Genomic DNA, 23,780 nt, shown 5'->3' with positions numbered 1-23,780 from the left:
CACGGACTTAAAGATCAGGGCGTAATTTCGGGGGCTTTCGGCACCGCAGAGGATGCGGAATCCTCTGCGTGGCGGGATGGCGGCGGCGATTCGGCGACGATAGCGCGGGAGAAGGCGGAGGAGGGCGTCGTAGCCGTTCTGTCGGCGGGAGTGCCGCACTACCGGTTGGATTCTAGTGTGCGCCACCGGAGAGCGTTGCCGAGGCGAATGAGCCGCGCGGCGACCTCATCGACTTTATCGATCGGAACACATTGCTCTGGTGATCGAAAATCAGCGCGGACTTTACGGGTCTGGCGCAGAAGGAAATCTGGGACGAAGGGCACTGTGTATAACCGCCGGCGATTAGAATCTCGCTACTGGAGAGGACGGTCGCGCCAACCAAAAAGCGATCGCGGGACATCGGCGCGATCGCAACGAAGCTCCCACTCTTGGCAACAAAGACTTCAGCGCTCGCGAGGCTGTCGCCTGCATTGTCGATCCCGCCCGCCACCAGCACGTCTCCATCGCCAAGCGCCGCGGCGAGGTGCCCGTAACGCGATGTGGTCATCTGACCGGCTTGGCTGAACAGGCCAGTCGCCGGATCGTATAGTTCAGCGGTGTCGAGGACCGTGTCGTCGTTGTCGATGCCGCCAGTGATCAGCACTTGACCGTCGGGAAGCAGGGTCGCCGTAGGACCGGTTCGGGCCGATGTCATAGTACCGGTCGAGCTGAACGAGCCTGCAGAGAGATCATAGATCTCCGCTGTATCTTGCACATTGTCGTTGCCATCTGACTCCACCGTGATCCCGCCAGCGATCAGAACCTCGCCATTTGCGAGGAGCGTGGCAGTGCATTCCTGCCGGGGTATGGTCATTGCCCCCGTCGCGCTGAACTTTGCGCTGGCTGGATCGTACAGTTCAGCGCTGGACAACGATGTCGTGCCATCGCTGCCTCCGGCAATCAGGACCCTGCCGTCGGCGAGAAGCGTTGCAGTGTGCCCGGTGCGGGCCGCAAGCATTCCGCCGGTGTCGGAAAACCGCCCTTTTGACGGATTATATAGTTCGGCACTCCTGAAAATTGTGCCAGCAGGAAACATCTTACTGGCCCCACCGGCGATGAGTACCTGTCCGCTATTCAGACGAGTGGCTGTATGATCCACCCTTGCCGTTTTCATTCGTCCGGTGGCAACGAACGAACCCGACCGACCGTGATTCGGCTCGAACAGCTCGGCACTGGCCAGAGTGCTATACTTGGTGATTCCGCCCGCGAAGAGGACCGACGGCTCACTGGAGCTTGCGCTGCTACCTCCATTCGCGCGACTGGCTGCCAGCGCAAGCACCGCGACGGCGACGAACGCGGCAGTCGCCCGGTTCTTCAGTGCGAGCATCAACTGAACACGGATACGTTTAACTATCGACGGCAATGCCTATGCTCCGAAAATCGGCGCGATTCGGCGACGATGGCGCGCGTGAAGGCGGCAGAGAATAAATTTTATCACGCCGCAATCGGGACTGGTAGACTTGGCCTGACTTGGCCTGTTCTATCAGCGCGCATCGGTTTTAATGGGTAACCATGGCCGCGCCGTCGCGTGAAACATTCGCGGCTGAACCCCGGCAAATGAGCCCCCTTATTTCGGAAATCAGCCGTGATTGCACTGCCATCGGGGAGTGGATGATTGTCGCGGAGCCGTCGTGCAATTAGGATTTCCTAGCCTCTCTCTATCAGGGAGAGGCAATTTAGGAGGGCGGCGGGAGAAAATTTGCGATGCCTGAAATGATACTTGCGATCGACCAGGGAACCACGGGCACGACGGTTTTCGTCGTCGATGGCCGCGGCCGCATCCGCGGCCGAGCTTACGCCGAAATCAGGCAGTACTATCCGAAACCGGGATGGGTCGAGCATGACCCTGAGGAAATTTACCGTTCGGTCGTCACGCTTTCGAAAAAAGCGATCGCCGCCGCGAAGGCGCCGGCCGGCGCGATCGCCGGAATCGGCATCACCAATCAACGCGAGACGTTCGTGGTATGGGAGCGGAGCAACGGCCGCCCGATCCATCGCGCGATCGTATGGCAATGCCGGCGCAGCGGCTCTATCTGCGACGCTTTACGCGAGCGTGAGCCCGAAGTCGCGCGGCGGACGGGACTGGTGATCGATCCCTACTTCTCGGGCACGAAGCTGAAATGGCTGCTCGACGAGAAGCCCGAACTACGCGCGCGCGGCGCGCGCGGCGAGCTGTGCTTCGGCACGATCGACACCTGGCTGATACATAAATTGTCGCGCGGCGCGGAGTTCGTGACCGATTACACCAACGCGTCGAGAACGATGATGTTCAATCTGGCGCGCCGGGAATGGGACGACGAGATGCTCGCGATGCTGGGGGTTGCGCGCGAGATGCTGCCGCGGGCCGCAAGTTCGCGCGGCCCGCTGGCCCAGACGGCGCCGGGCACGATCGCACCGCATGCGATTCCAATCGCGGCGGTAATCGGCGATCAGCAATCCGCGCTCTACGGGCAGGGCGCGGTCGCGGCCGGTGACTCGAAGGCAACCTACGGCACCGGTGCGTTCCTGCTGATGAACACCGGCGACAAGATGGTGCGGTCGGAGAATCGGTTGCTCACGACCGCGGCACTGGGTCCCGCCGGCGAGCCCGCGTACGCGCTCGAGGGTTCGGTGTTTATCGCGGGCGCGGCCGTGCAATGGCTTCGCGACGGCCTGAAGCTGGTGCGCACGGCCGCGGATACATACGGCGAAGCGCGCGCGAGTCTTGCGAAAAATAAAGATCGCACGCATCCCTACGTGGTGCCGGCGTTCGTTGGACTCGGCGCGCCGCATTGGGACGCATCGGCCAGGGGCGCAATCGTGGGAATCACCCGCGGCACGACCCGCGCCGATATCGTGCGCGCAACGCTCGACAGCATCGCCTACCAGGTGCGCGACGTGATCGTTGCGATGGAATCCGACACCGGCCGTCCGATGAGCGAGCTGCGCGCCGACGGCGGCGCCACCGCGAATCGCTACCTGATGCAGTTCCAGGCGGATATCCTTGGCAAGCCGGTCCGGCGCGCGAAGATCGCCGAGACCACCGCGATGGGCGCGGCGATGCTCGCGGGCCTGGCCACGGGAGTCTGGAAATCACCGGATGAGTTGCACGCGATCGCCGGGGGAGGGAAGGTGTTCAAGCCGAAAATGCAAACTGCCGAACGTGAACAATTGCTCGCCGGATGGCGCGACGCGGTCGCGCGCACGCTCACGAAGCCATCGGATTGAATCGAGGTATCAAAAAAAATGCCTGAAAATGGGAAACCGATCGTAAGCATCCTGTACCCCGAGCAACACGAGCAGGCCGCGGTCTCGCTCGGCCGCGCCTTCATCCACGATCCGGCCTTCAAGGTGATTCTTCCGGATATTACCGAGCCGGTCGCGCGCGCCGAGCATCTGGCGGACTTGTTTCGCGCGCAGCTGGGTGTAGAGCGCCGGACAGGACAGCCGGTCTTCGGCGTGGTCAATAATGGACGCGTCGTTGCAGCCGCGGTGACTGAAGGCGTCGGGCATTCAGGCGTGCTTGGGTTGATCACCGCCGGGCTGCCACAGTTTCCGCGGCTGGTCCGGGGAGTCGGATGGGGCGGAATGATCCGCGCGATGAATATTGTCGGCGTGCTCGCAAAGCATCACCCCAAGGAGCCGCATCTGTATCTGCAAACCCTCGGGGTCGATCCGGCTTTTCAGGGCAAGGGCTACGGAAAGGCGTTGCTCGACCGGCTCGCGCTGGAGGCACGGGTGCGGCCTGAAATAGCCGGCGTTTACCTCGAGACCGGGACCGAAGCCAACGTCGCGTTCTACAGTTCCAAGGGCTACGAAATCCTGGGCGAGCTGTATCCGTTGGGCGTCAGGCAGTGGCGGATGTATCAGCGCAAGCGGCAGGGCTGAGCCCTGGCCGTTGGCGGTGGCATGAAGGAAGAATCACCTGCGCGGTGGGCGGCAGGGGCTGCGGCCCCTGCACCCGCATTGAGAAGACGCGAAAATCTGCGCAGCGCATCTTTTCGCGACTATGCGATCGAAGAGCCAGCGGGCGCGCGGTCTCTTAATACTGGCCAGCCGTGCCTACGGCCAGGGGTCAGCCCTGCCCCTGCTCCTGCCCCTGCCGCGGACGGATGGTCGTGACGCGCAGTCCCCTGGAGGTCTGGCCGACATCGAAGCCGACGATGTCGCCTTCGCGAATCAGATCGATTCCCGGCATTTCGCCGCCAATTGGTGCGCCCACAACGGCCACGAATGGAAACTCAAAGGGGATCTCCTTGCCGCTGTGTGAGCGCACCACGCCACGGCCGCAGGCGCGGTCGAGCGTGAGAATCATCCCCTGGTAGAAATTTCCGGGGAAGCGCTCGCTGTCGTATTCGTTTTCGTTGGCCACGACCCTATCGACTAGCATCCCACAGCGCCGCGGAAAAGCGGCAATCCCGGCGAAGCGTTCCATATCCCGGTCAAAGCCGATAAGTTCTAAGATGTTCACCGGTATTTGAGAATGGCGAAAGTCGAAAGCATTAAATCGGGCGAGATCAGCGGCGCGGCTGAAAAGGCCGAAACGCTGGCGCTTCGCGGCGACGGCTTAACCAAGGTTTACGGCGGCCGTGCGGTCGTCGACGACGTCAACGTAGTCGTGAGGCCGGGCGAGGTGGTGGGTTTCCTGGGACCCAACGGCGCGGGCAAGACGACCACCTTCTACATGCTGGTGGGACTGCTCAAGCCGGACCATGGGCGAGTCATGTTCGGCGGCGAGGACATCACGACCCTGCCGCTCTACCAGCGCGCGCGCCGCGGGATTTCCTACCTGCCGCAAGAGCCCAGCGTATTCCGCAAGCTGACCGTCGAGCAAAATCTGCTGGCGGTTCTCGAAACGCTGCCGCTTACCGAAGAGGAGCGGTACACGCGTCTTCAATCGCTGCTCGACGAACTCGGAATCGCGAAACTGGCCAAGGCCAAAGCGGGCGTGCTGTCCGGTGGCGAACGCCGGCGCGTAGAAATTACGCGGGCGCTCGTGCTCGATCCGGTGTACTTATGCCTCGACGAGCCGTTCGCGGGAATCGATCCAATCACCGTCGTCGAGATTCAGCGCGTCGTGTCTTATCTCAAAGAGCGCGGGATCGGGGTGCTCATGTCGGATCACAACGTGCACGCGACGCTGTCGATCATCGATCGCGCCTATATCATTCACTCGGGCAAGATTTTGTTCGAAGGCAAACCGCGCGACATCGTCGCCAGCGACGCAGTACGCCAGGTGTTTTTGGGCGAGCGATTCAAGCTGGCGAGATAGCGGGAGCGATTGATCGAAAGCGCGCGGCCGAATCAGTAAGGATATCCAGACCCGCCAAACCCGGAACTCGGCATCGGCGGTGGAGACGTTGGAAAGCCGTAACTGCCGTAACCCGGCGTGTAGCCGGAACTGAATCCACCCAGACCTCCGCTGTAGCCGCCGCTGCCCATCGACATACCTCCGCCGAGCAGCCGCGGGAGAATCGTCGTCAACATGCTCGGCGGAGCGCTGTTGTATTGCTGATACTGCTGATACTGGCCTTGGGCTTGGTAGGCCTGCGCACCGGGCGGTTCGTTGTTCTGATAATCTTGGATCGAACCGGACGCGGCGTACGGATCGGAGCCATCGGACGGCATTGCATTCGCGGACGGAACTCCGTTGACCGTCGATCCGGAACCGGCCCTGCTGCCAGCCAGTTCAGGGCTGATCTTGATCCGGTTGTCCACCACCAGCGACGGATCCTTCAGATAGTAGCGAGCCTTCTGCTCGGCGTCAGTCTTGCCGAAGTCGCTCGCGACGAAGCCAAACAGGATTACCTGCTTGCCGCCGCTCGTACTGGTGACGACTTGCGCACCGACCAGCGGCAGCGAGTGATGCTTCAGATAATCAGAGAGACCCTGGCTTTGCGGCGAATCGATCGTGCCGCCGGCAACAGTGCCCGCGCTCGACGGCGGCGGCAGACTCGAACTGGAATCGAAGCCCCTCGAGGTCCCCAGAGGCACCGCTTTCGTCCCACCGGTGGTTCCATAGGGATTCTGCACGGGCTCGCAAGAGGCCAATCCGGCCAGAGCCACCGCCAGCCCGAAGGCCGCCAAGGCATTTGCGATGCGACTCATAAATTCATTATAGTCCTGAGTCACTCACCTAACAATTCGACGAATTCCGGGCTATTTCGTTTCATTTCACGATGAACGGCCGCGCCGGCTATTTCGCGTAGCCGATCTCGACGATGAAATCGCGCACCAGCTGATTGAAAACGGCGGGATTCTCGAAATAGATCGAATGGCCGCTGCCGGGGACCGTGCGCAGCCGCGAATTTGGCAGGGCCGACGCAAGCGCCTTGACGATCTCGGGTGCGATAAGCGTGTCCTCCTCGCCAACCATGCACAGTATGGGCATCGTCAGGCGTCGCTTTACGGCGGCGAGATCGTAGCGCAGGCCGATTATCCGCACGCCCGCGTCGGCGGGAGGCCGCGCGCCATGAATCCGGATTTCATCGTACAGGAACGCCATCTCGGGGCGCCGTGAGAAATAATCGGCGGCATAGGTCGGCAACGATCCGATAGGTGGCGTCGCATCGACGGAGATCGGCTCGCGCGGCCGCTCGAACTTCATCTCGGGCGTGAAGATTCCGCCCGGTGTATCCGCCATCACCATCGCCGCGACGCGTTCGGGATGCTCGAGCGCATAGCCGACGATCGTCCATCCGCCCATCGATTGCCCGATCAGCACGGCCTTGTCGATCTTCAGATGGTCGAGCAGGGCGCCGAGATCGCTCGCATGCGCGCCATTGAACAGGCCGTCGGGGTCAGGCGAGAGGCCGAAGCCGCGCTGGTCAACCGTGATGCACTCGAACGATCGCATGAAGTAGGGAACTTGCTGCCACCATGAGAGATGGCTGCCGCCGAGGCCGTGCAGGAAGACGATCGGCGCGCCGGCGCCGACGCGTTCGTAGTAGAGCGAGAACTTGCCGATTTCCAATCTGCCAGGCGTGATTCGATATTCCATCGCGATTTCCCGTGCAAGCTGTTGCGCAGCTCGTAGTCGTAGTCCGGTGCGAGCGCGCGGGCAATCCGTGTTGGACCAGCATTTCCGATTGTCGATACGAAGGCCCAGAAGCAGTCGCACGACATTTTCGCCGACCTCGCGGCGGGCGGCGGGCTGGTCGTCCGCGTGCGCGATAAAAAATGGCAGCTTCGGTCAGCGCGCCAATCAGCAGATGCGCCAACAGGTCGAGAGACTGGCTAGCGCCAGCTTCCGCGCGGTCTGATTTTGAAGCGGCGGTAACTTCTGTGGGATTTGAGGTACATCACAACTGCAATGCCTACCACGACCAGAACTTCGCCCCAGAGCAGAATGTAGGACCGGTCGATATTGTTGTACCACGCAGCCGAAGGAGAAGCCTGGTTGGCGGTCATTCCGATCCTGGTCAGGAAGCCATCACGCCAGCGCGACATCAAGATCAGGAGATTCCACGCCAGCCCCACGACCAGGACGAGTGTCCAAAGAAGAATGCCGTACTGCTCGGGCACGCGGCGACGAACAACACTCTCAAGCGAACCCGGCTCGGGCACGCCGTTGCCAGCAAGACGAATCAACATTTTTCGGCAGTCCGGGAGGGGGGGGTCGTCCTGCTCCTCGGGTATAGCCGGCTCAGGAAAGAGGGGCGTCTGAGCGATCGCGGGTCCACCCGCCGCGGGACCGCCCGCCTCGCGAATCTGACGCAAGATGGCAAGCATATGCTGCTTGCAGGTCAGGGTTCCGAACATCGCGCATTTCGACAGCGCCTCGAGCTCCTCAGTGGTTATCTTGAGGCGATCGATGAGTTCATGGTCGTCCCGAATTAAATTGAGGACCTCGCACTCTTCTTGCGGCACGAGAATCGGATTTTCTTGCGTTTCGGCTTTCATCACACACGAATTCTGCCAGTGATTACGGACTGAAGCAAGACTAAAGGAGCCATGAGATGTATTTAGATGTATAGTTTATTAAAACATCTAAAAGCGGCCAAGAAAAATACCATAGATAAAGCGAACAGTAAGAATTACCTACCTACTGTACGTTTATAACTTTCAGAGGCGGCGGAGTGGACGAGGTCCGCAAACTTCAACGGCAGTGGGCCGAGCCCCACATGACGATGTCTACTGCGTTCATCGACTTCGCGTTTGCGGCGCGTTGCTTCTGCAGGTCCGCCATCGCTCGAGGCGCGTATCACGCTTCGTTCCACTATACAGATGCATACCTATCCGTCGATCCGACGGGAAGGGAATTTTCCGACAGCCTGCTATTAATAATTGTGCGATCCTGCTCCTCCATCCTGCGCAGTATGTAGATCGGGCGTAAATCATGCTTGTGATGAACGGCCTATAATAGAAATTCCGCGACGTGTAGACTGTTGTGCCTGAGTGAGTGAAAGTCCGGTGCGCAAAACCGTGGTGCGAAACCTTGCAGCCTATGCGATAGCGGCGGCAATCGTATGCTACGCGGCACGCGGCATCTCCTGGAGGCAGGTGGTGGGCGCCGGAAGCCACGCCACGCTCTGGATTTTTGTCATCGCCAGCCTGGGCGGCTTTCTATGCTGGTTTATCGGCGAGACAGTATTGTATTCCCGCTTGTTCAGTTATTTTCACGATCCGACCGGAACGCTGGAACTGCTTCCGACCATGGCCGCGGTCTGTTTTCTTCAGCTTGTGAACTCCTATGTCGCAGGCGGCGCGCTTGTGCTTTTTCTGCATGCACGCAAGCGTGTGCCCTGGATAATGGGCGGATGCACCTTGCTGTTCCAAGGCTATCTCGACGCCATGCTGCTGGCCACATTGTCGCTCTTCGCGATCGCTCTCGTGCCGACGTCACCGATTCGGCTGGGTCTCGGCTACGCGGCCGGCGTACTCTGCGCTGGCTGTCTCATCGCCTCGTTCTGGCTCTTATGGGGAGCGCGGCTCGGCGCCGGCAATTGGCTCCGATGGCTCTACGAGCGGCCCTCGATGGCGAGTTTCCGTATGGCTCGGCCGTCGCATTACATCAAGCTCCTTGCCGTCAGATTTCTAATTGTTTTGGGAGCGGGCTTTGCGCTCTATGGACAGTTCGTCAGCTTTCATATCGGGGTCCCACTGATGCAGACATTGGCATTAACGCCGTTCGTTGTGGCGATCGGAAGTTCGCCAATCTCGCCAGGCGGAATCGGAACGACTCAGTTGGTCTTCACCCTGGCTTTTGCCCGGTTCGGCAGCAAGGACAATCTGTTCGCGCTGTCCCTGGCCGTTAGCGCCTTCAACCTTTTGGTCCGCATACCGATGGGACTAGCCATGGGCGCCCCGCTGGTGGAAGAAGCAGCCGAGGTCGAGAGCGAATTAGTGACCAAGCGCAAGGTCAGACAGCTATGACTCTCCTGCGTTGGCAAAAGGGAAGCGTCGCCGTGTTTCTAGGACTGGCGCTGTTGAGTGTGGCTCCGATGTCTCATGCTGCGGACGATCAACAGGCGCGGGAGACCCTGGAACGGGTCGCGCGTCTCTTTAGCAGCAAGTCCAGCATCGCTACCGTGAAAATGCAGATCTCCAATGAAGATGGACAACGCAATCTCTCGATGAAGATCTGGTCGCTCGGAGAAAAGGTGCTGGTCCGCATCACCAGTCCTCAAGATGAAGCAGGCACCGCCATCCTGAAAGTAGGCAGCGACATCTGGTACTATCTACCGAAATCGAATCGCACGGTTAAAGTTCCCCCTTCGATGGCAATGGCCTCATGGATGGGAAGCGACTTCACTATCGATGATCTGGTTAAAGAGACTTTCCTCACGCGCGACTACTCTGTTAGCACCTTTTTCGAAGGAAAGCGCGGCGGGGTTGCGGTGGAAGAATATACTCTGACGCCGAAGCCGGATGCGGCGGTGGTGTGGGGGAAGATTATTGTGCAGATTCGCCAAGCCGATGCCGTGCCCACATGGCAGGGTTTCTATGACGAAGACGGGCAGCTCGTCCGAGAGCTTACCTTTTCTGAATACAAACCAATGAGCGGCAGGCTGATTCCGACGCGTCTGGTCATGCGAGCGGCAAACAAGGCTGGCGCGCAGACGACGATCGAGTACGAAGATATCGCGTTCGATGTGCCGATCAGCGAGGGGATGTTTTCACTGCCTGACCTGAAATGATAAGCGGACGGCTTCCACAGCTTGCGTGGCGCAATCTCTGGCGCAACCCTCGGCGTACTTTTATCACGATGGCCGCCATCGCGTTTGGCTATGTCATGCTGCTGTTCGTTGCGTGCCTGATGGCCGGCCTGAGATGGCAGATGATCCAGAACGGCACCTGTCTCATCATGTCCCAGATCCAGGTGCATGCTCCCGGTTACTACCCTAGCCGTTCCATTAAAAAGACTCTGGGCGGGAGGCAAGGGACAGATGTCAGCGCAATGCTGGCCGCCATCAGCGCCGATCGCCGGGTTTATGCTGCCACTCCCCGAGTGTACGGATACGGCTTGCTAAGTGCGGCTCATCGCTCCGCTGGTGTGGAGTTGATGGGAGTCGCCCCCGATCAGGAACCGAAGGTTACTATTCTAAATAGTCAGATAGCAAAAGGTAGTTATCTGAGTGCGCGGATGCCAAAGGGGGTAGTGATAGGAGATAAACTCGCGAGCACGATTGGCATCGACGTGGGCTCGGAGATCGTTCTGCTGACGCAGGCGGCCGACGGTTCGATGGGCAATGACGTATACACGGTCGTGGGGATTTTTCACAGCGGTCTTGATGCTGTAGACCGGGGGCTGGTTCTCATGTCCCTGTCTTCTCTACAGGACCTTCTGCATCTGGCGCCTGCGAGGATCCACGAAGTTGGTATCAAGCTGAATGACATAACGGCAGCTACTACTGTGGCTGCCGCACTTGATCTCCAACTGGATAAAACTCTTCCCGTACAGGCAATGGCATGGCCTGAGCTGGCGCCGGAATTGGCCAATTACGTGGAGTTCAATCGCGCCATCACCTTTGTTCTCTTCTTCATTTTCTTCCTGTTGGCGGTGCTCGGTATCATGAACACCATGCTCATGGCGGTGTTTGAGCGCACGCGTGAACTGGGCATGCTGATGGCTTTGGGAATGCGCCCAGTTCAGGTGATTGTTCTGATCCTGACAGAGGCGGCAGGGTTGGCGGTGGCGAGCCTCGTTGTGGGAGGCGCGCTTGGCGTCCCGGTCCTCTGGTATTTGCAGGAGCACGGTCTGGACTTGGGTGGCGCTAGCGGCGGAGTAATCTCTCTGGCAGGAGTAGTGGTAGGGCGCCTCTGGTACGGCCGGCAGGATTTCCCCGCCTACGGTGAAGCGGCACTCGGGCTGGCCGCCACAGCCCTGGTATCTGCGCTCTATCCTGCCTGGCGAGCCGCTCATTTTCGGCCGACGGAAGCGATTCGTAAGGTCTAACAGTGAGAAGCGCACTCCTGCTTGTGAAAATCGGCTGGCGCAATCTCTGGCGCAATCCCCGCGGCACTCTGTTGACCGCCTCGGCGCTGGGTTTGGGTCTTGCGTTGCTGCTGATCTCTCTGGGTCTGCTCGACGGCGGGCACGAGCAAACTATTGCCGACGGTGTGCGGCTTGGTCCCGGCCATGTAGTGATCCAGGCGAAGGGGTATCAAGACTCCGGTTCTGACGAGCTGCTGCTTCCGGCCCAAGTGGTATCCGGGATCGAAGGGTTTTTGCAAACCGCGGAAATGAAGAAGCTTGTGCGAGGAGTTAGTCCGAGGCTTCTGGCGACCGGGCTTTTAAGTTCCTCAGCCAATTCTGCCGGCGTGAGAATCATGGGGGTTATTCCACAAGACGAACCGGCCGTATCCTTTATCCCACAGCGGGTAGTTGAAGGGACATATCTAAGTGATGACAGGCCTTCAGGCGTTGTCATTGGCGCCGAGCTGGCTCGCGAGCTCGAGGTAAAGATAGGTTCGCGAGTGGTGCTCATGACTCAGGCGCTGCGACAGCCCGGCATTGAAACCAAAAATGGCGCCGGGGAAGAGATGCAAAGCACTCTTTTGCGGGTGAGTGGCATCTTTCGCACGGGCCTGGGAGCGGTCGACGCTAACATCATTCAACTACCGTTGCCCGCGGCTCAGACCCTGCTCGGATTGCCGGACGGCCAGGTGACTCAGGTAGCCCTCCTGCTTCAGCAGGAAGGTGATTCGGCGATGGTAGCAAGAGCTTTGCGGAAGCAGCTGACGGGAGGAACAGTCGAAGTCCTGACTTGGCGAGAATCAATCCCGATGCTTGCTCAGATTCTTGGGCTGGACCACGCCTTTAACTACATAATGAACGGCGTAATACTGGCGATGGTAGGCTTGGGAATACTCAACACGATTCTCATGAGAGTACTGGAGCGCAGGTATGAGTTCGGCGTTTGTAAAGCTCTCGGTCTTCGGCCCGGGCAACTTGCAGTAATGGTCATAGGCGAGTCTCTGGCCCTCACGGCGATAAGCCTGGCCTTGGGACTGGCGTTGGGTTTGAGCGTCGAGCACTATTTCGCTACCTCGGGGTTGGATCTGCGCTGGATATTCAAGACAGATCTTCCATCCGCGCTTGTTTTGGATCCTATTCTCTACTCGCGCTTAAGCTCGAATCGAATCATTTGGTCCGTTAGTATTGTATTCGCGATGGCGACGATCATTTCCTTTTATCCGGCGCTCAAGGCGGCGCGAACAGAGCTGCCAGACGCATTGAAGGGGCTTTAGAAAGGAGGGCGATGGTGCTGGCAGAGTGGGCGGTGGAACTGAAGGAGGTGAGGAAGACCTACCGAACCGGACCTATCGACGTTCCGGCACTGCGTGGCGTCTCTCTACAGATTGCTGCCGGGGAATTCGCGGCCGTTGCCGGTCCGTCAGGTTCCGGCAAAACCACCTTGCTCAACATCATTGGCGGACTCGACCGGGCGGATGCGGGCGAGGTCTGGGTGGCAGGGCAAAACCTTCAGCTCTTATCTTCAGGTGAACTGGCGCATCTACGTTTGCAGCGCATCGGCTTTGTGTTCCAAACGTACAACCTGCTGCCTGTGCTGAGCGCTTTGGAAAACGCTGAGTTTACGCTGCTCCTCCAGGGGGTGCCTGCGCACAAGCGCAGAGAAAAGGTGGAAAAACTGTTTTCTGAAGTCGGCCTCGCCGGCCTCGAAGATCGTCGTCCAGCGGAGTTGTCCGGTGGGCAGCAACAACGGGTTGCCGTGGCTCGCGCCATGGTTACAGAACCTGCGCTCATTCTGGCGGATGAGCCCACGGCGAATCTGGACTCTGCCACTGCTATCGCCCTCCTCGATGTGATGGAACATCTCAATCGTGTGACAGGTACGACTTTCATCTTTTCCACGCATGATCCCCAGGTCATGGAACGGGCTCACCGTTTCATCCGCCTGCGCGATGGTCAGATAACAAGCGACGAGACGCGTGACAGGCAAGCGGCTGGCGTGGCGGCAAAGGGAGACGCCGTCTGACTACAGAAAATTGTCATTTGGGAATCGATACACCCTCGAGCACCGCAGCGATCGGCGCGTGGGCTGTCGTCAGAGCCGCTGTAGTTGCAACCGGCTGTGCTGCGCTTGCGATGTAGAAGCGGATGAGTTCCGTGGTGACCTCAGGGCCGCCGACAAAGGTGGTGCCTTGCTGCTTGAGCAGCCGGTAGGGCGGCGTCGCCTCGAAATAGAGGGTGTTTTTGGGAACTACCGGCTCGATGACGTGCAGGACGAAGCGCGGCCAGTTCGGCATCACCGTCGCGACATCGACTTGTGCGGTCACCTTGAGGGCGGAGAAGCTGCCGGCCGGCACGCTGATCTGTTTGGACCGGTTGGCCCAAACCTCCTGACCTACATAGCTGTACGGCGTGATCTGCTGATAAATCATACCTTCGGCGCCGTCGCGCGGCGCGTCGAGGACGCGTAGAAACGCCACCCACGGAACCGAGTCCGGATACAAGTCATGTGGCAGGTCTGAGGCTCCGGCCAGCCGCAGCACCGTCGCATCGTTACGCCAGAACGCGCTCTGCAGCGCGCGACCATGATCGTACAGCGTCCATTGATACATGGTGCAACCCTGACGATGATTGGGAAACAGCCAGAAGGCGACTTCGAACTGATGCGCCGATAGGGTAGTCACCTCGATATGGATCGTATCGTCGTCGACCATTTCGTTCCACGACTTGACCTGGTTCAGGATCTCGCCCGTCCGGTTCTCTGTTTGCCGGGTTTCGTCTACCTCGGTGCCCGGCGGCGGCGTCATTATGTCAGTGCCGGATTGTTCGCCGATCATCCTGTGGCCGATCAGACCGCGCGCCACAAGCCAGGCATCGGTTGCGCCACCTGCACTCGACTCTGTGCCCGGCGCCAGAACAACATCCGTGCGGCCGACAGCAGGCCATAGAGTTAACACTGCTGCCAGTACAGTAGACGAAGGAATCAGAATCCAGAATCGGAATGATAAGACCTTCATTTTGAAATCCACATTCCTAAGAGACGAGCATGGGCCGCAGCCTGATACGCGTTTTTATGCATTTTAGGCGTCTGCTTTGGCGCAAGTGCCCAAAACGCATACCGCGTGTCGGCGGCGACTCTCCTACCTCGAGCAAAGTGTTGAGGTGTGAGAAAACTCTGAGACGAGGTAAATCAATTGTACACCAATGGACTCCAGAGGCAAAGGCCCTTGATGAGGGAAGTGGAGCGCGATTAGCGCTTAATCTCGGAGCGCGGCACGGGGTCAACGGTGCTTCGAAGTGGTCGCGGCCATTGCCAGCAGGCCAAAGTCCAGCCGCGTCCTTCGACAGCAAGAGCAGCCGAGTAGCCGGAGGCAAGGGTCAGCCCCCGTAGAGACCAACGAAGGGCTTCGTCTGCATCTGGTTGGGTGCTCAACAACGCTTCAGGTTCTCCGGGAATCAGCGACACGTCGAACTGATCCAAGGGGATGGAGAGTCCTTCGCCTCTCGCCTTGATGTAGGCTTCCTTGCAGGTCCAACAAAGAAAGAACGCGTGTCTCCTAAGGTAGACAGGAAGCGCCCGAAGCGTCGCAATCTCGCGTGGCGAGAAAAATCGCTCGGCGATCTGCTCGACTTCCAAATCGCAGCGGATGAATTCGAGGTCGATGCCAATCTCGCGGCCACGAGTAACCGCATAAAGGGCCACTCCCTGAGAGTGGGACATGTTAAAGCGGATCGCATCTCCGCCATATTCCCAGGCCAAGGCGGGCTTTCCATGAGAACTGTAGCAGAAGGACAGGCATTTTGGCTCTCTATTCAAGTAGAGACCGAGGATAGCCCTGAGTACTCCGTGAGCGGTGATAAAGCGCTCGCGGTCTGTCTGAAAGTAAAACCGCTGGGCCCTTGTTCGCTCATCTGCCGCAAGGGTATGCAGGAAGCTATCTATCTGCGGCGGGGGCTCGTCCAAAGAGGCCCGCCAGACATGCACTTCGTTACTACCTAATATTATCGTCGCCGGTGGATCGCCCCACGGTGTAGGAGTTGAGGTGATGGGTAGTGTCTTCATGTGGCCGTTCTTACCGGCTTTATTGCAGTTCCTGGGAAAGCACCCGAAGTAGAAGCGGCTGTTTCAAGAAGAAATGGTCGCCGGGAAACATCCGCTTCGAGAACGAAACACTCGTCTGAGCACTCCAAGCTTCAAGGTCGCTATCGCTCACTCTGTGATCCTGCAAGCCACCAAACGCGGTGATGGGACAGTTCAGGGGCGGCTCAGTCGAGTACAGGTAGGTTTCGTACAGCGCGAAGTCTGCCCGCAAGACAGGGAGCATGATCTCCATTAATTCTTCGTGGCCCAACAGCTCGCTGGGCGTGCCGTTCAACCGCCGCAGTTCCATTAAGAATTCTTTGTCTGGCAGGGTATGGATACGCGGCCCGCGATGAGGGATTTGAGGCGCACGGCCAGCAGATACAAATAGGCGAAGAGGATGCACGCCATACTGTCTGCGGACCCGGCGGGCGAGTTCAAAACTGACTAATGCTCCTAGGCTGTGGCCGAAGAAGGCAAAAGGCTTATCCAGGAATGGAACCAGGGCTTGGGCGAGGGCCTCGATAAGAGGCGAGAGTTGAGTGAAGGGGCGCTCCATCAGCCGAGTTCCCCTTCCCGGGAGTTGAACCGGACAGACCTCGACATCCGCTGGCAAGCCGTCAGACCAGGTGCGAAAGATCAACGCACCGGCTCCGGCGTACGGGAAACAAAACAGGCGAAGACGGGTCTTTGGCCCGAGTTGGCGGCATGAAATCCATGGCTCAAAAGCAGCGGCGGTTGTCGACCTGATCATTCAGAATCTGTCCTTACAAATTAGAACATACAAGTTAACTCTTTGATGAACGGATCCAGCAGTCCTGCTAATCCATTTGTTTTCGCAGGCTGAGTGGTCTCATATCGGTCCACACTTCTTTAATATAAGCCAGGCATTCGGTCTTGGAACCGGTCTTGCCTGCAGCCGTCCAGCCAAGCGGGAATTTCTTTTCGGAGGGCCAGATAGAATACTGCTCTTCATGATTTACAACGACTGTGTATCTTGTCGAGTCTTCGCTGTCGTCACTATTCATATTGCGTCCTTCATCGATCCGATCGATTGGCTGACTTCATCGGCGAACCATTCTTCACTCGCTAGCGCCTGATCGAGGCAAGCCCGTAGCTTGTCAGCCAAGACTTCGACGTGAGGCTGGTAAACCATCGTAGCGTGATTGCCCGGAACGACATGGACGTCAGCTCCTCCGGCAGCCCACTCACTCCACCCCAAGGTCGGGTCAGACGAGGTTCCCGCAAGCTCCTGAGCAGCCTTGAAGAGCGTGATTCGACCCGGGTAGTGATTCATTACGTAGTTTCGCGTAGCGCGAAAATCGGCCTTGCAGAGTTCGAGAAATGGCTGAGCTTGGGAGACTTCAATATCCAGGGGCATCAGGCCGGCTCTTTTCGCGTGCTCGAGCACGCGCTCCAGCAGCTCGTGCTTTGGAAGGCGGGCGAGAAAGTCCCGGGGATCCAATGAAAGACCGAAATAGCGGACAAAATCGATCAGCAACGTCGCCTCGAAATCTTCGTCTTCAAATTCCTCGTCGGCCGTGGAAATCCGCGTATCAAGCAAGGCCAGCAATGCCGTCCGTTGCCCCTGCGCATGAAGCTGCTGCGCCATCTCGAAGGCCACCACTCCTCCCATGGACCATCCTCCCAGGAGGTACGGACCCTCAGCCTGTACGGTCCGCACTGCGTTTATGTAGTAAGCGGCCATCTCTTCGATCCGCTTATGCGGTTCCTGTCCCTCTTCCAATCCTCTTGCTTGGAGTCCATAGCAGGGCTGATCGGGACCCAGGCAATTTGCCAGAGAGACGTAGGGAAAGACATGTCCCCCGGCCGGGTGTATCAAGAACAAAGGCCGTCTGTTGCCGCCCGGCTGAATAGCTACCAAAGATGAACTTGGCGCGACTCTGGCACGCTGGTGGAGAATATTCGCTAGATGCTCAACCGTTGCTCCCTGAAACACAGTCGCTAAGGGAACTTTCTTGCCCAGTCTCTTTTCTATCAATGCGAACAAACGAACAGCCGCCAGGGAGTGACCTCCCAGCTCAAAGAAATTATCAGTTACTCCGATGGGTCGAACACCCAAGACCTCTTCCCACAGATTAACGAGCTGGACTTCCAAAGGATTTCGCGGCGCTACGATGACCCGGCCCGGTTCGGATCGTGTTCGCCCGGCTTCCGGCAGCGCGCCGCGGTCTACCTTACCGTTGGGCATCAACGGCAAAGCATCGAGCGGCACGAAGACTGCCGGCATCATATAATCGGGCAGCTTCTCCCTCAGAAAGACACGCAGCTCACCAGCCGCTGGCTGGGACTCCCGGTGAGCGACCATATAGGCCACCAACTGTTTCTCTCCGGGAGCGTTTTCCCGAGCCAAGACGACCGCCTCGCGCACGGCAGGGTGTTGGCGAAGCGCTGCCTCGATTTCCCCAAGTTCGATACGGAACCCGCGGATCTTCACCTGATCATCAATTCGACCCAGAAACTCGATATTCCCGTCGGAGAGATAGCGGGCCAGGTCCCCCGTCTTGTACAGTCGCGTTCCAGGCTCGCCGCTGAAGGGGTTCGGGATAAAATTCTCCGCAGTCAAATCGGTTCGATTCAGATAACCTCGAGCCAGGCTGGCGCCGCCAATATACAGTTCACCCGGAACTCCCACCGGAACAGGGTTACCGTACTTGTTTAGAATGTAAATCTCCCTGCCGGCGAGGGCACGGCCAATAGGAATTCTCTTAAGAGTTGAGAGCTCGCGAAGCCGCGCAGTGATATCAAAGGCGGTTGCTGTTATAGTGGCTTCCGTCGGCCCGTAAGCATTGATTAGACGGATCGAACTCATCGGTGTTCGCTGCCAAAGGTCGAGGAACTCGGGCAACATCGTATCTCCGCCCACGATGAAAACTCTGGGCTGAACATTTGGGACCAACTCCGAAACACCTGCCCACTCTTGCGCCAGTTCCTGCCAATAGCCGGTTGGAATATTGAGTACAGTGAGTCCAAATTCTGAAATCCATTTGTGATATTCTGTTGTATGCCATGCGTCGGGACTCACCAGAACCAGCCTGGCCCCGACTATAAGTGTAGGAAGGATTTGCTCCAATGACAGATCGAAACTCAATGAAGCACACTGTAGCACCCTATCGCTTGTGTCCAGCTCGTAGTGCCTTTTAACATTGCGGCAGTGCTCCGCAATCGCACCATGCGAAACGAGAACTCCCTTTGGCCGGCCGGTGGACCCCGAGGTATAGATTACATAAGCCAGGTTCTCAGGCTTGGTTAAGGAAATCGGGTTCTCCGGACTCTCTTGGGCGATGACCTCCCAGTCTGAATCCAGACAGAACACCTTCGCATTGTGTTCAGGCAATCCCGCCAGCAACGCTTCCTGAGTCAGTAGCACCAAGACCTCGGCGTCTTCCAGCATGAAGGCGAGTCGCTCTTTCGGATACGCTGGATCCAGGGGCACGTAGACCCCGCCCGCCTTTAGAATTCCCAGCAGTGCGACGACCATCTCCAATGAGTGCTTGAGGCAGATTCCGACCGATACCTCCGGTCCCACTCCCAGAACCCATAGATGATTCGCCAGTTGATTCGCCCGGCGGTTCAGTTCCTGGTAACTCAGCTGCTGGTCTTCAAGTACTACCGCTATCGCGTCAGGTGTTCGCTCGACCTGCGCCTCAAAGAGTTGATGGATACACTCGGTGGGACGATTCCTCCTGGTATCGTTGCAGTTCACCAGTATTTGTTGTCGCTCTGATTCGCTTAATAGCGGTAAGTCCGATAGCCGTCGCTCAGGAGTGGCCGCCACCGATTCCAGTAAGGTTCCAAAATGGCCGAGCATACGCGTAATAGTGCCGCCCTCAAACAAATCGGTGTTGTATGTTAGTGTTGCGGCGAGACCTTGATCGGTGTCCACGATATGCAGGGTCAGATCAAAGTGAGCCGTTCGGGTGTCCACTTCCACAGGACTGAAGCTCAATCCCGGCAGTTTCACCGCCTGCGGCGAGGCGTTCTGCAGCACGAACATCACCTGGAAGAGCGGATTACGGCTTAGATCCCTCGCTAGGTGCAATTCCTCGACCAGCCTTTCAAAAGGCAGGTCCTGATGGGAATAGGCTCCCAGGCACACCTCGCGCACCCGGCGCAAAAGCTCCCGAAAACTGGGATTGCCTGACAGGTCGGTGCGCAGGACCAGCGTGTTTACGAAAAACCCTATCAGCCTCTCGATCTCCAGCCGGTTACGGTTGGCGATCGGCGTGCCAATGACGAGGTCGTCCTGATTCGTGTACCCGTGCAACAAAACCTGGAACGCCGCTAGTAGGGTCATAAAGAGAGTAACCCCTTCCTGGCGGCTTAGCGCCTTCAACGCATCGCCCACGGTCCGGGGCAATAGAATAGATTGGCGCGCTCCGTGAAAAGTTTGTATAGGCGGCCTCGAGTGGTCCGCGGGCAGCTCCAGGAGCGGCGGCGCGCCAAGCAGTCGCTGCTTCCAATAGGCAAGCTGGGTTTGGAGAACCTCGCCCTCCAGCCAATGGCGCTGCCAATGGGCAAAATCTGCATATTGGATGGGTAACTCAGGCAGCGATGCGGGCCTTTCGGAACAAAAGGCCTCGTAGAGTACCGCCATCTCCCGGATCAGGATTCCCGTTGACCAACCATCGGAGACAATATGATGCATCGTCAGCAGCCCGACGTGCTCGTCTTCCCCCAGCCGTAGGACTGTAGCCCGCACGAGCGGACCTTCGGCCAAATCGAAGGGCCGCTGCGCCTCGTTCGTCGCCAGCCGCTGGACCTCGGCCTCCCGCTCGGTCTCGGGCAGCTCTCGCAAATCAACTATTGGAAGGGTCAACGTCAGGTGCGGTGCGACAACCTGAACCGGACGGCCATCCACAATGGCAAAGGTCGTCCGCAAGACTTCATGGCGCTTCACGATTTCGTCGAGACTCTGCTTGAGCGCTGCCACGTTGAGCGGTCCCTTGAGACGGACGGCGGCGGGGAAATTATAGACAGAGCCGCCCGGTTCGAGCTGATCGATGAACCACAGACGCTGTTGAGCAAAGGACAGGGGTAGTTCTCCGTCCCGAGGAACAGGCACAATGGGGGGAGCTTGTAGTCCTGCTCCGCGGCCTGCGTCAACGCTTTCAGCCAGGCCGGCAACGGTGGGCGCCTCGAACAGGCGGCGCAGCGGCATCTCCACCTGGAAGGCTTCGCGGATTCGGGAAACGACCTGGGTAGCCAACAGCGAGTGCCCGCCTAGCTGAAAAAAGTCATCGTAGATACCCACTCGTTCGACGCCGAGGACCTGGGCCCAGATCTCGGCTAGCAGCTCTTCGGTAGGCGTGCGGCATGCCACGAATGTCTCGTCCGGTTCCGGTCGCCGGCTGTCAGGCGTCGGCAGTGCGCGGCGGTTTACCTTACCGTTAGCAGTCAACGGGAAGGTGTCCAGTAGCACGAAGACCGCAGGCACCATGTGCACGGGCAACTTATCCTTCAAAAAACCGCGCAGCTCGCTTGCGGTAGGGCGTGACTCTCGCCCAGCGACTACATAGGCCACCAACCGTTTCTCTCCGGAGCCGACTTCTTGAGCCTGTACGATAGCCTCCCGCACGGCCGGGTGTTGTCCGAGTGTTCCCTCGATTTCGCCAAGTTCGATTCGGAACCCGCGGATCTTTACCTGGTAATCGCAGCGACCCAGGAACTCGATATTCCCGTCCGGCCGGTAGCGCGCCAGGTCCCCGCTCTTATACAGCCGCGCTCCTGGCTCGCCGCTGAAGGGGTCTGGAATAAACTTCTCACCGGTCAAATCGGGTCGCCCGACATAGCCTCGAGCCAGACCCACGCCACCGACGCACAAGTTACCGGCGACGCCGATCGGGAGCAGGCGGAGTAGGTCGTCTAAAATATATACTTGTGTGTTCGGTATAGGTCGTCCAATAGGAACTGCAGAATGAGGATTACATTCTTCGCATGGCCACAATGTAGAGTCGATGGTTGTCTCAGTAGGTCCATAGACGTTGTACAGCTTGGCCCCGATGCGGCTTTGGAACCGCGTGACGATCTGGGCCGCCAACGCCTCGCCGCCGCACATAACCGCGCGCAGCGCGAGGCTCTCGTCGAAAGCGGGCTCCTCGACCAGAAGCTGGAGAAGCGATGGCACGCAGTGGAGAATTGAGATTCGCTCGCCGCGGATGGTGTCTGCCAGGTATCGGCTATCGCGATGACCGCCACGTTCCGCAACTATCAGGGTCCCTCCCGCCAACAGCGTCGCGAACAGTTCGCGTCCAGCGGCATCGAAAGTGATGGGAGTTTTCAAAAGACAGCGGTCGCTGGATGACAGCTCGAGTGTCTCCATTACCCAGTTAATGGCATTAGTCAGTCCGCCGTGTTCGACCATCACCCCCTTCGGCCGTCCAGTCGAACCTGAAGTGTAAATCACGTACGCGAGATTTTTGGCGGTTGCGTTAGCTAGGGGGGTATTTTCGCCATGTCCCGCGATGGTCTCCCAGTCTGAGTCCACGCACACCATCTCGATCCCAAGCTCCGGCATACTGTCCCGCAGAGCTTCCTGCGTCAGCAGCACCCGCGCGTGAACATCTTCCATCACGTAGGCTATGCGCTCCTGGGGATACTCCGGATCCAACGGCACGTAAGCTCCGCCAGCCTTAAGAATGCCAAGGATCCCCACGACCATCTCCAGCGAACGGTCCATGCAGATTGCGACCGCTACTTCCGGTCCGACACCGAGACCTTGCAGGTGATGCGCGAGTTGATTGGCGCGCGCCTCGAGCTGTGTATAGGTCAGACGGCGGTTCTGAAAAACGAGCGCGACATTCTCGGGCGCCTGCCGGGCCCGTTCCGCGAAAAGTTCGTGAATACACCTGCTTTCAGAGTAGTCGGTCCGCCTATCGTTGAACTCAGCCAGTAGCTGGCGCTGCTCATTAGGACTCACGATATCCAGATCTGCGATTGATGATTCCGGATTTGCGCAGACACTCTCGATCAGAGTTTGGAATTCTTGCGCCAGGCGGTCGATATCCTCAGCGCAGAAGAAGCTGGAATCGTAGTGAAGCTCCGCGACTATAAGGCCCCCTCGCTGTACGCAGGAAAGTTTCAACTTGAACCGGTCGAAACAGTTGTATTGCTTCTGAATGGAAAATGTCGTGTGACCCTCGGTATAGTTCGCCTCCGCATCCTGGAATTCAAAAGTAACCGGAAAGAAGTGACACGGCGCGATTTCATCATCCAATCGAGGAAGTTGTTCGAAGTTGAAGTACTCCTGCCATTCAACGGCTTCTTGCGCCGATTCATTAGTCCGTTCCAGAACTTCACTGAACCGAAGCTGCTCTTCGAGCTGGCAGTAAACAGGCAGCGTCTTCGCAAACAGGCCCAGCGCTTCCTGTAGGCCTTCGTAAGTACGCCCATCGCACGCCAAGCCGACCACAAGGTCTGATTCGCCACCGAGACGCCGGAGCAGGATTTGCCAGCAAGCCAGGAAGAACGCAGAGGCCGAAGCGTCATACTTAGCCGCGAGCTTTCTAATCTTCGAGGTCAACTCAGGATTGAGCGGCAACGCCAGCAGCCGGGGCTCGAAGGCCGCCCTTGCGGAAGGTCGCTGTTCGAAAGAAAGCTTCGGAACGTGGCAAGGCGAGGCTTCCGCTTCGCGCCAATGCTTTTTTCCTTCGTGCGTTTCTTCCGATTCCAATAGGTCATTTTCCCACTCGGCGAGATCGGCATATTGAGACGGGTCGCCTGATGGTTCTTGGCAACCTACGAAAGCTGAATAGCGGCGGTTAATCTCGCGCACCAGAATCCTGAGTGACGCCGCATCCGCACACAGAGACGGCGTGTTGACGAGCAACATGTGCCGCTCGGCCGCAAGGGTTAGCAAGGAGATGCGCAGGACCGGCCCGTTCGCAAGGTCGAAGGAAATCCGGCCGGCTTCCTCAAACAGCGACTCGATCGTCGCCTCCTGCTGTGAAGTGTCCCACGTGCTCAAGTTGTATTCCTCTATCCAGGGCGCACTTTCCTCGCTCACCCCTTGGAGAGGAATGTTTGTTCCGTGCGGACAACGAAAGGTGGTTCGGAGGATCTCGTGTCGGTCGCAGACGTCGCGCAGAGCAGCCCTTAGAACCTGCAGGTCGAGATTCCCCTCGATGAGGATGGCGCATTGCGCACGATACTGTCGTTCGTCGCCTGCCTGCTGCAGTGACCACAGATGCCTTTGTTGAGGTGAAAGTCGGAACCCTTCAATAACGTCCATTTCCATTCGTGTAG

The 23,780-nt window shown here is 58.5% G+C and carries 18 protein-coding genes; 8 read left to right on the top strand and 10 right to left on the bottom strand.

The window, feature by feature from the left end; all coding sequences use genetic code 11:
• Positions 1 to 172 precede the first annotated feature (172 nt).
• Positions 173 to 1,402: a Kelch repeat-containing protein gene (locus ABR989_RS09010; protein ID WP_428127706.1), complete on the bottom strand. Its 1,230-nt coding sequence runs from the start codon at positions 1,400 to 1,402 to the stop codon at positions 173 to 175.
• Between the two features lie 341 nt (positions 1,403 to 1,743).
• On the opposite strand from ABR989_RS09010, the gene glpK reads away from it, so the two are divergent.
• Both glpK and ABR989_RS09000 read left to right on the top strand, forming a co-directional pair.
• Complete coding sequence (gene glpK / locus ABR989_RS09005) at positions 1,744 to 3,246, top strand: glycerol kinase GlpK (protein ID WP_428127704.1); 1,503 nt, start codon at positions 1,744 to 1,746, stop codon at positions 3,244 to 3,246.
• An 18-nt stretch (positions 3,247 to 3,264) separates the two neighbouring features.
• Positions 3,265 to 3,906 carry a GNAT family N-acetyltransferase gene (locus ABR989_RS09000; protein ID WP_428127702.1) on the top strand — a complete coding sequence of 214 codons (642 nt, stop codon included), beginning with the start codon at positions 3,265 to 3,267 and terminating at the stop codon, positions 3,904 to 3,906.
• Between the two features lie 187 nt (positions 3,907 to 4,093).
• Here ABR989_RS09000 and ABR989_RS08995 read toward each other — a convergent pair whose 3' ends face one another.
• Positions 4,094 to 4,408, bottom strand: a complete 315-nt coding sequence (locus ABR989_RS08995) for a hypothetical protein (protein WP_428127700.1) — start codon at positions 4,406 to 4,408, stop codon at positions 4,094 to 4,096.
• 93 nt (positions 4,409 to 4,501) lie between these two features.
• Between ABR989_RS08995 and lptB the strand changes: the two genes are divergently transcribed.
• Entirely contained in the window at positions 4,502 to 5,290 is a 789-nt protein-coding gene (gene lptB / locus ABR989_RS08990) for an LPS export ABC transporter ATP-binding protein (RefSeq protein WP_428127698.1), read from the top strand.
• A 32-nt stretch (positions 5,291 to 5,322) separates the two neighbouring features.
• Here the strand turns inward: lptB and ABR989_RS08985 are convergent, their stop codons facing one another.
• From ABR989_RS08985 to ABR989_RS08975, 3 genes are all read right to left on the bottom strand, one after another.
• A complete protein-coding gene (locus tag ABR989_RS08985) occupies positions 5,323 to 6,126 on the bottom strand; it encodes a hypothetical protein (protein WP_428127696.1) in 804 nt (267 codons plus the stop codon).
• Between the two features lie 88 nt (positions 6,127 to 6,214).
• Positions 6,215 to 7,018 carry an alpha/beta fold hydrolase gene (locus ABR989_RS08980; protein ID WP_428127694.1) on the bottom strand — a complete coding sequence of 268 codons (804 nt, stop codon included), beginning with the start codon at positions 7,016 to 7,018 and terminating at the stop codon, positions 6,215 to 6,217.
• A gap of 236 nt (positions 7,019 to 7,254) precedes the next feature.
• Complete coding sequence (locus ABR989_RS08975) at positions 7,255 to 7,920, bottom strand: hypothetical protein (protein WP_428127692.1); 666 nt, start codon at positions 7,918 to 7,920, stop codon at positions 7,255 to 7,257.
• A gap of 495 nt (positions 7,921 to 8,415) precedes the next feature.
• Between ABR989_RS08975 and ABR989_RS08970 the strand changes: the two genes are divergently transcribed.
• From ABR989_RS08970 to ABR989_RS08950, 5 genes are all read left to right on the top strand, one after another.
• The gene (locus tag ABR989_RS08970) at positions 8,416 to 9,393 is read left to right on the top strand and encodes a lysylphosphatidylglycerol synthase domain-containing protein (RefSeq protein WP_428127690.1); all 978 of its coding nucleotides are present in this window, start codon (positions 8,416 to 8,418) and stop codon (positions 9,391 to 9,393) included.
• On the top strand, positions 9,390 to 10,157 hold the full coding sequence (locus ABR989_RS08965) for an outer membrane lipoprotein-sorting protein (protein WP_428127688.1): 768 nt from the start codon (positions 9,390 to 9,392) through the stop codon (positions 10,155 to 10,157). The genes ABR989_RS08970 and ABR989_RS08965 overlap by 4 nt, the downstream gene beginning before the upstream one ends.
• A 68-nt stretch (positions 10,158 to 10,225) precedes the next feature.
• Positions 10,226 to 11,416, top strand: coding sequence for an ABC transporter permease (locus ABR989_RS08960; protein ID WP_428127686.1), 1,191 nt, complete (start codon positions 10,226 to 10,228; stop codon positions 11,414 to 11,416).
• Between the two features lie 23 nt (positions 11,417 to 11,439).
• On the top strand, positions 11,440 to 12,711 hold the full coding sequence (locus ABR989_RS08955) for an ABC transporter permease (RefSeq protein ID WP_428127684.1): 1,272 nt from the start codon (positions 11,440 to 11,442) through the stop codon (positions 12,709 to 12,711).
• Between the two features lie 11 nt (positions 12,712 to 12,722).
• Positions 12,723 to 13,460 (top strand): ABC transporter ATP-binding protein, encoded by a 738-nt coding sequence (locus ABR989_RS08950; RefSeq protein ID WP_428127682.1) that lies wholly within the window; start codon positions 12,723 to 12,725, stop codon positions 13,458 to 13,460.
• A gap of 13 nt (positions 13,461 to 13,473) precedes the next feature.
• Here ABR989_RS08950 and ABR989_RS08945 read toward each other — a convergent pair whose 3' ends face one another.
• From ABR989_RS08945 to ABR989_RS08925, 5 genes are all read right to left on the bottom strand, one after another.
• Positions 13,474 to 14,451 (bottom strand): MBL fold metallo-hydrolase, encoded by a 978-nt coding sequence (locus tag ABR989_RS08945; RefSeq protein WP_428127680.1) that lies wholly within the window; start codon positions 14,449 to 14,451, stop codon positions 13,474 to 13,476.
• Positions 14,452 to 14,684: 233 nt separating this feature from the next.
• The gene (locus tag ABR989_RS08940) at positions 14,685 to 15,497 is read right to left on the bottom strand and encodes a 4'-phosphopantetheinyl transferase family protein (protein ID WP_428127678.1); all 813 of its coding nucleotides are present in this window, start codon (positions 15,495 to 15,497) and stop codon (positions 14,685 to 14,687) included.
• Positions 15,498 to 15,516: 19 nt separating this feature from the next.
• On the bottom strand, positions 15,517 to 16,269 hold the full coding sequence (locus ABR989_RS08935; protein ID WP_428127676.1) for a thioesterase II family protein: 753 nt from the start codon (positions 16,267 to 16,269) through the stop codon (positions 15,517 to 15,519).
• A gap of 67 nt (positions 16,270 to 16,336) precedes the next feature.
• Positions 16,337 to 16,543, bottom strand: coding sequence for an MbtH family protein (locus ABR989_RS08930; RefSeq protein WP_428127674.1), 207 nt, complete (start codon positions 16,541 to 16,543; stop codon positions 16,337 to 16,339).
• Positions 16,540 to 23,772, bottom strand: a complete 7,233-nt coding sequence (locus ABR989_RS08925) for an amino acid adenylation domain-containing protein (RefSeq protein WP_428127673.1) — start codon at positions 23,770 to 23,772, stop codon at positions 16,540 to 16,542. The genes ABR989_RS08930 and ABR989_RS08925 overlap by 4 nt, the downstream gene beginning before the upstream one ends.
• Positions 23,773 to 23,780: the final 8 nt, after the last annotated feature.

The sequence above is a fragment of the Binatus soli (SeqCode) genome (assembly GCF_050015535.1).
GTDB lineage: Bacteria > Desulfobacterota > Binatia > Binatales > Binataceae > Binatus > Binatus soli.
This window is presented reverse-complemented; position numbering and strand designations above follow the sequence as displayed.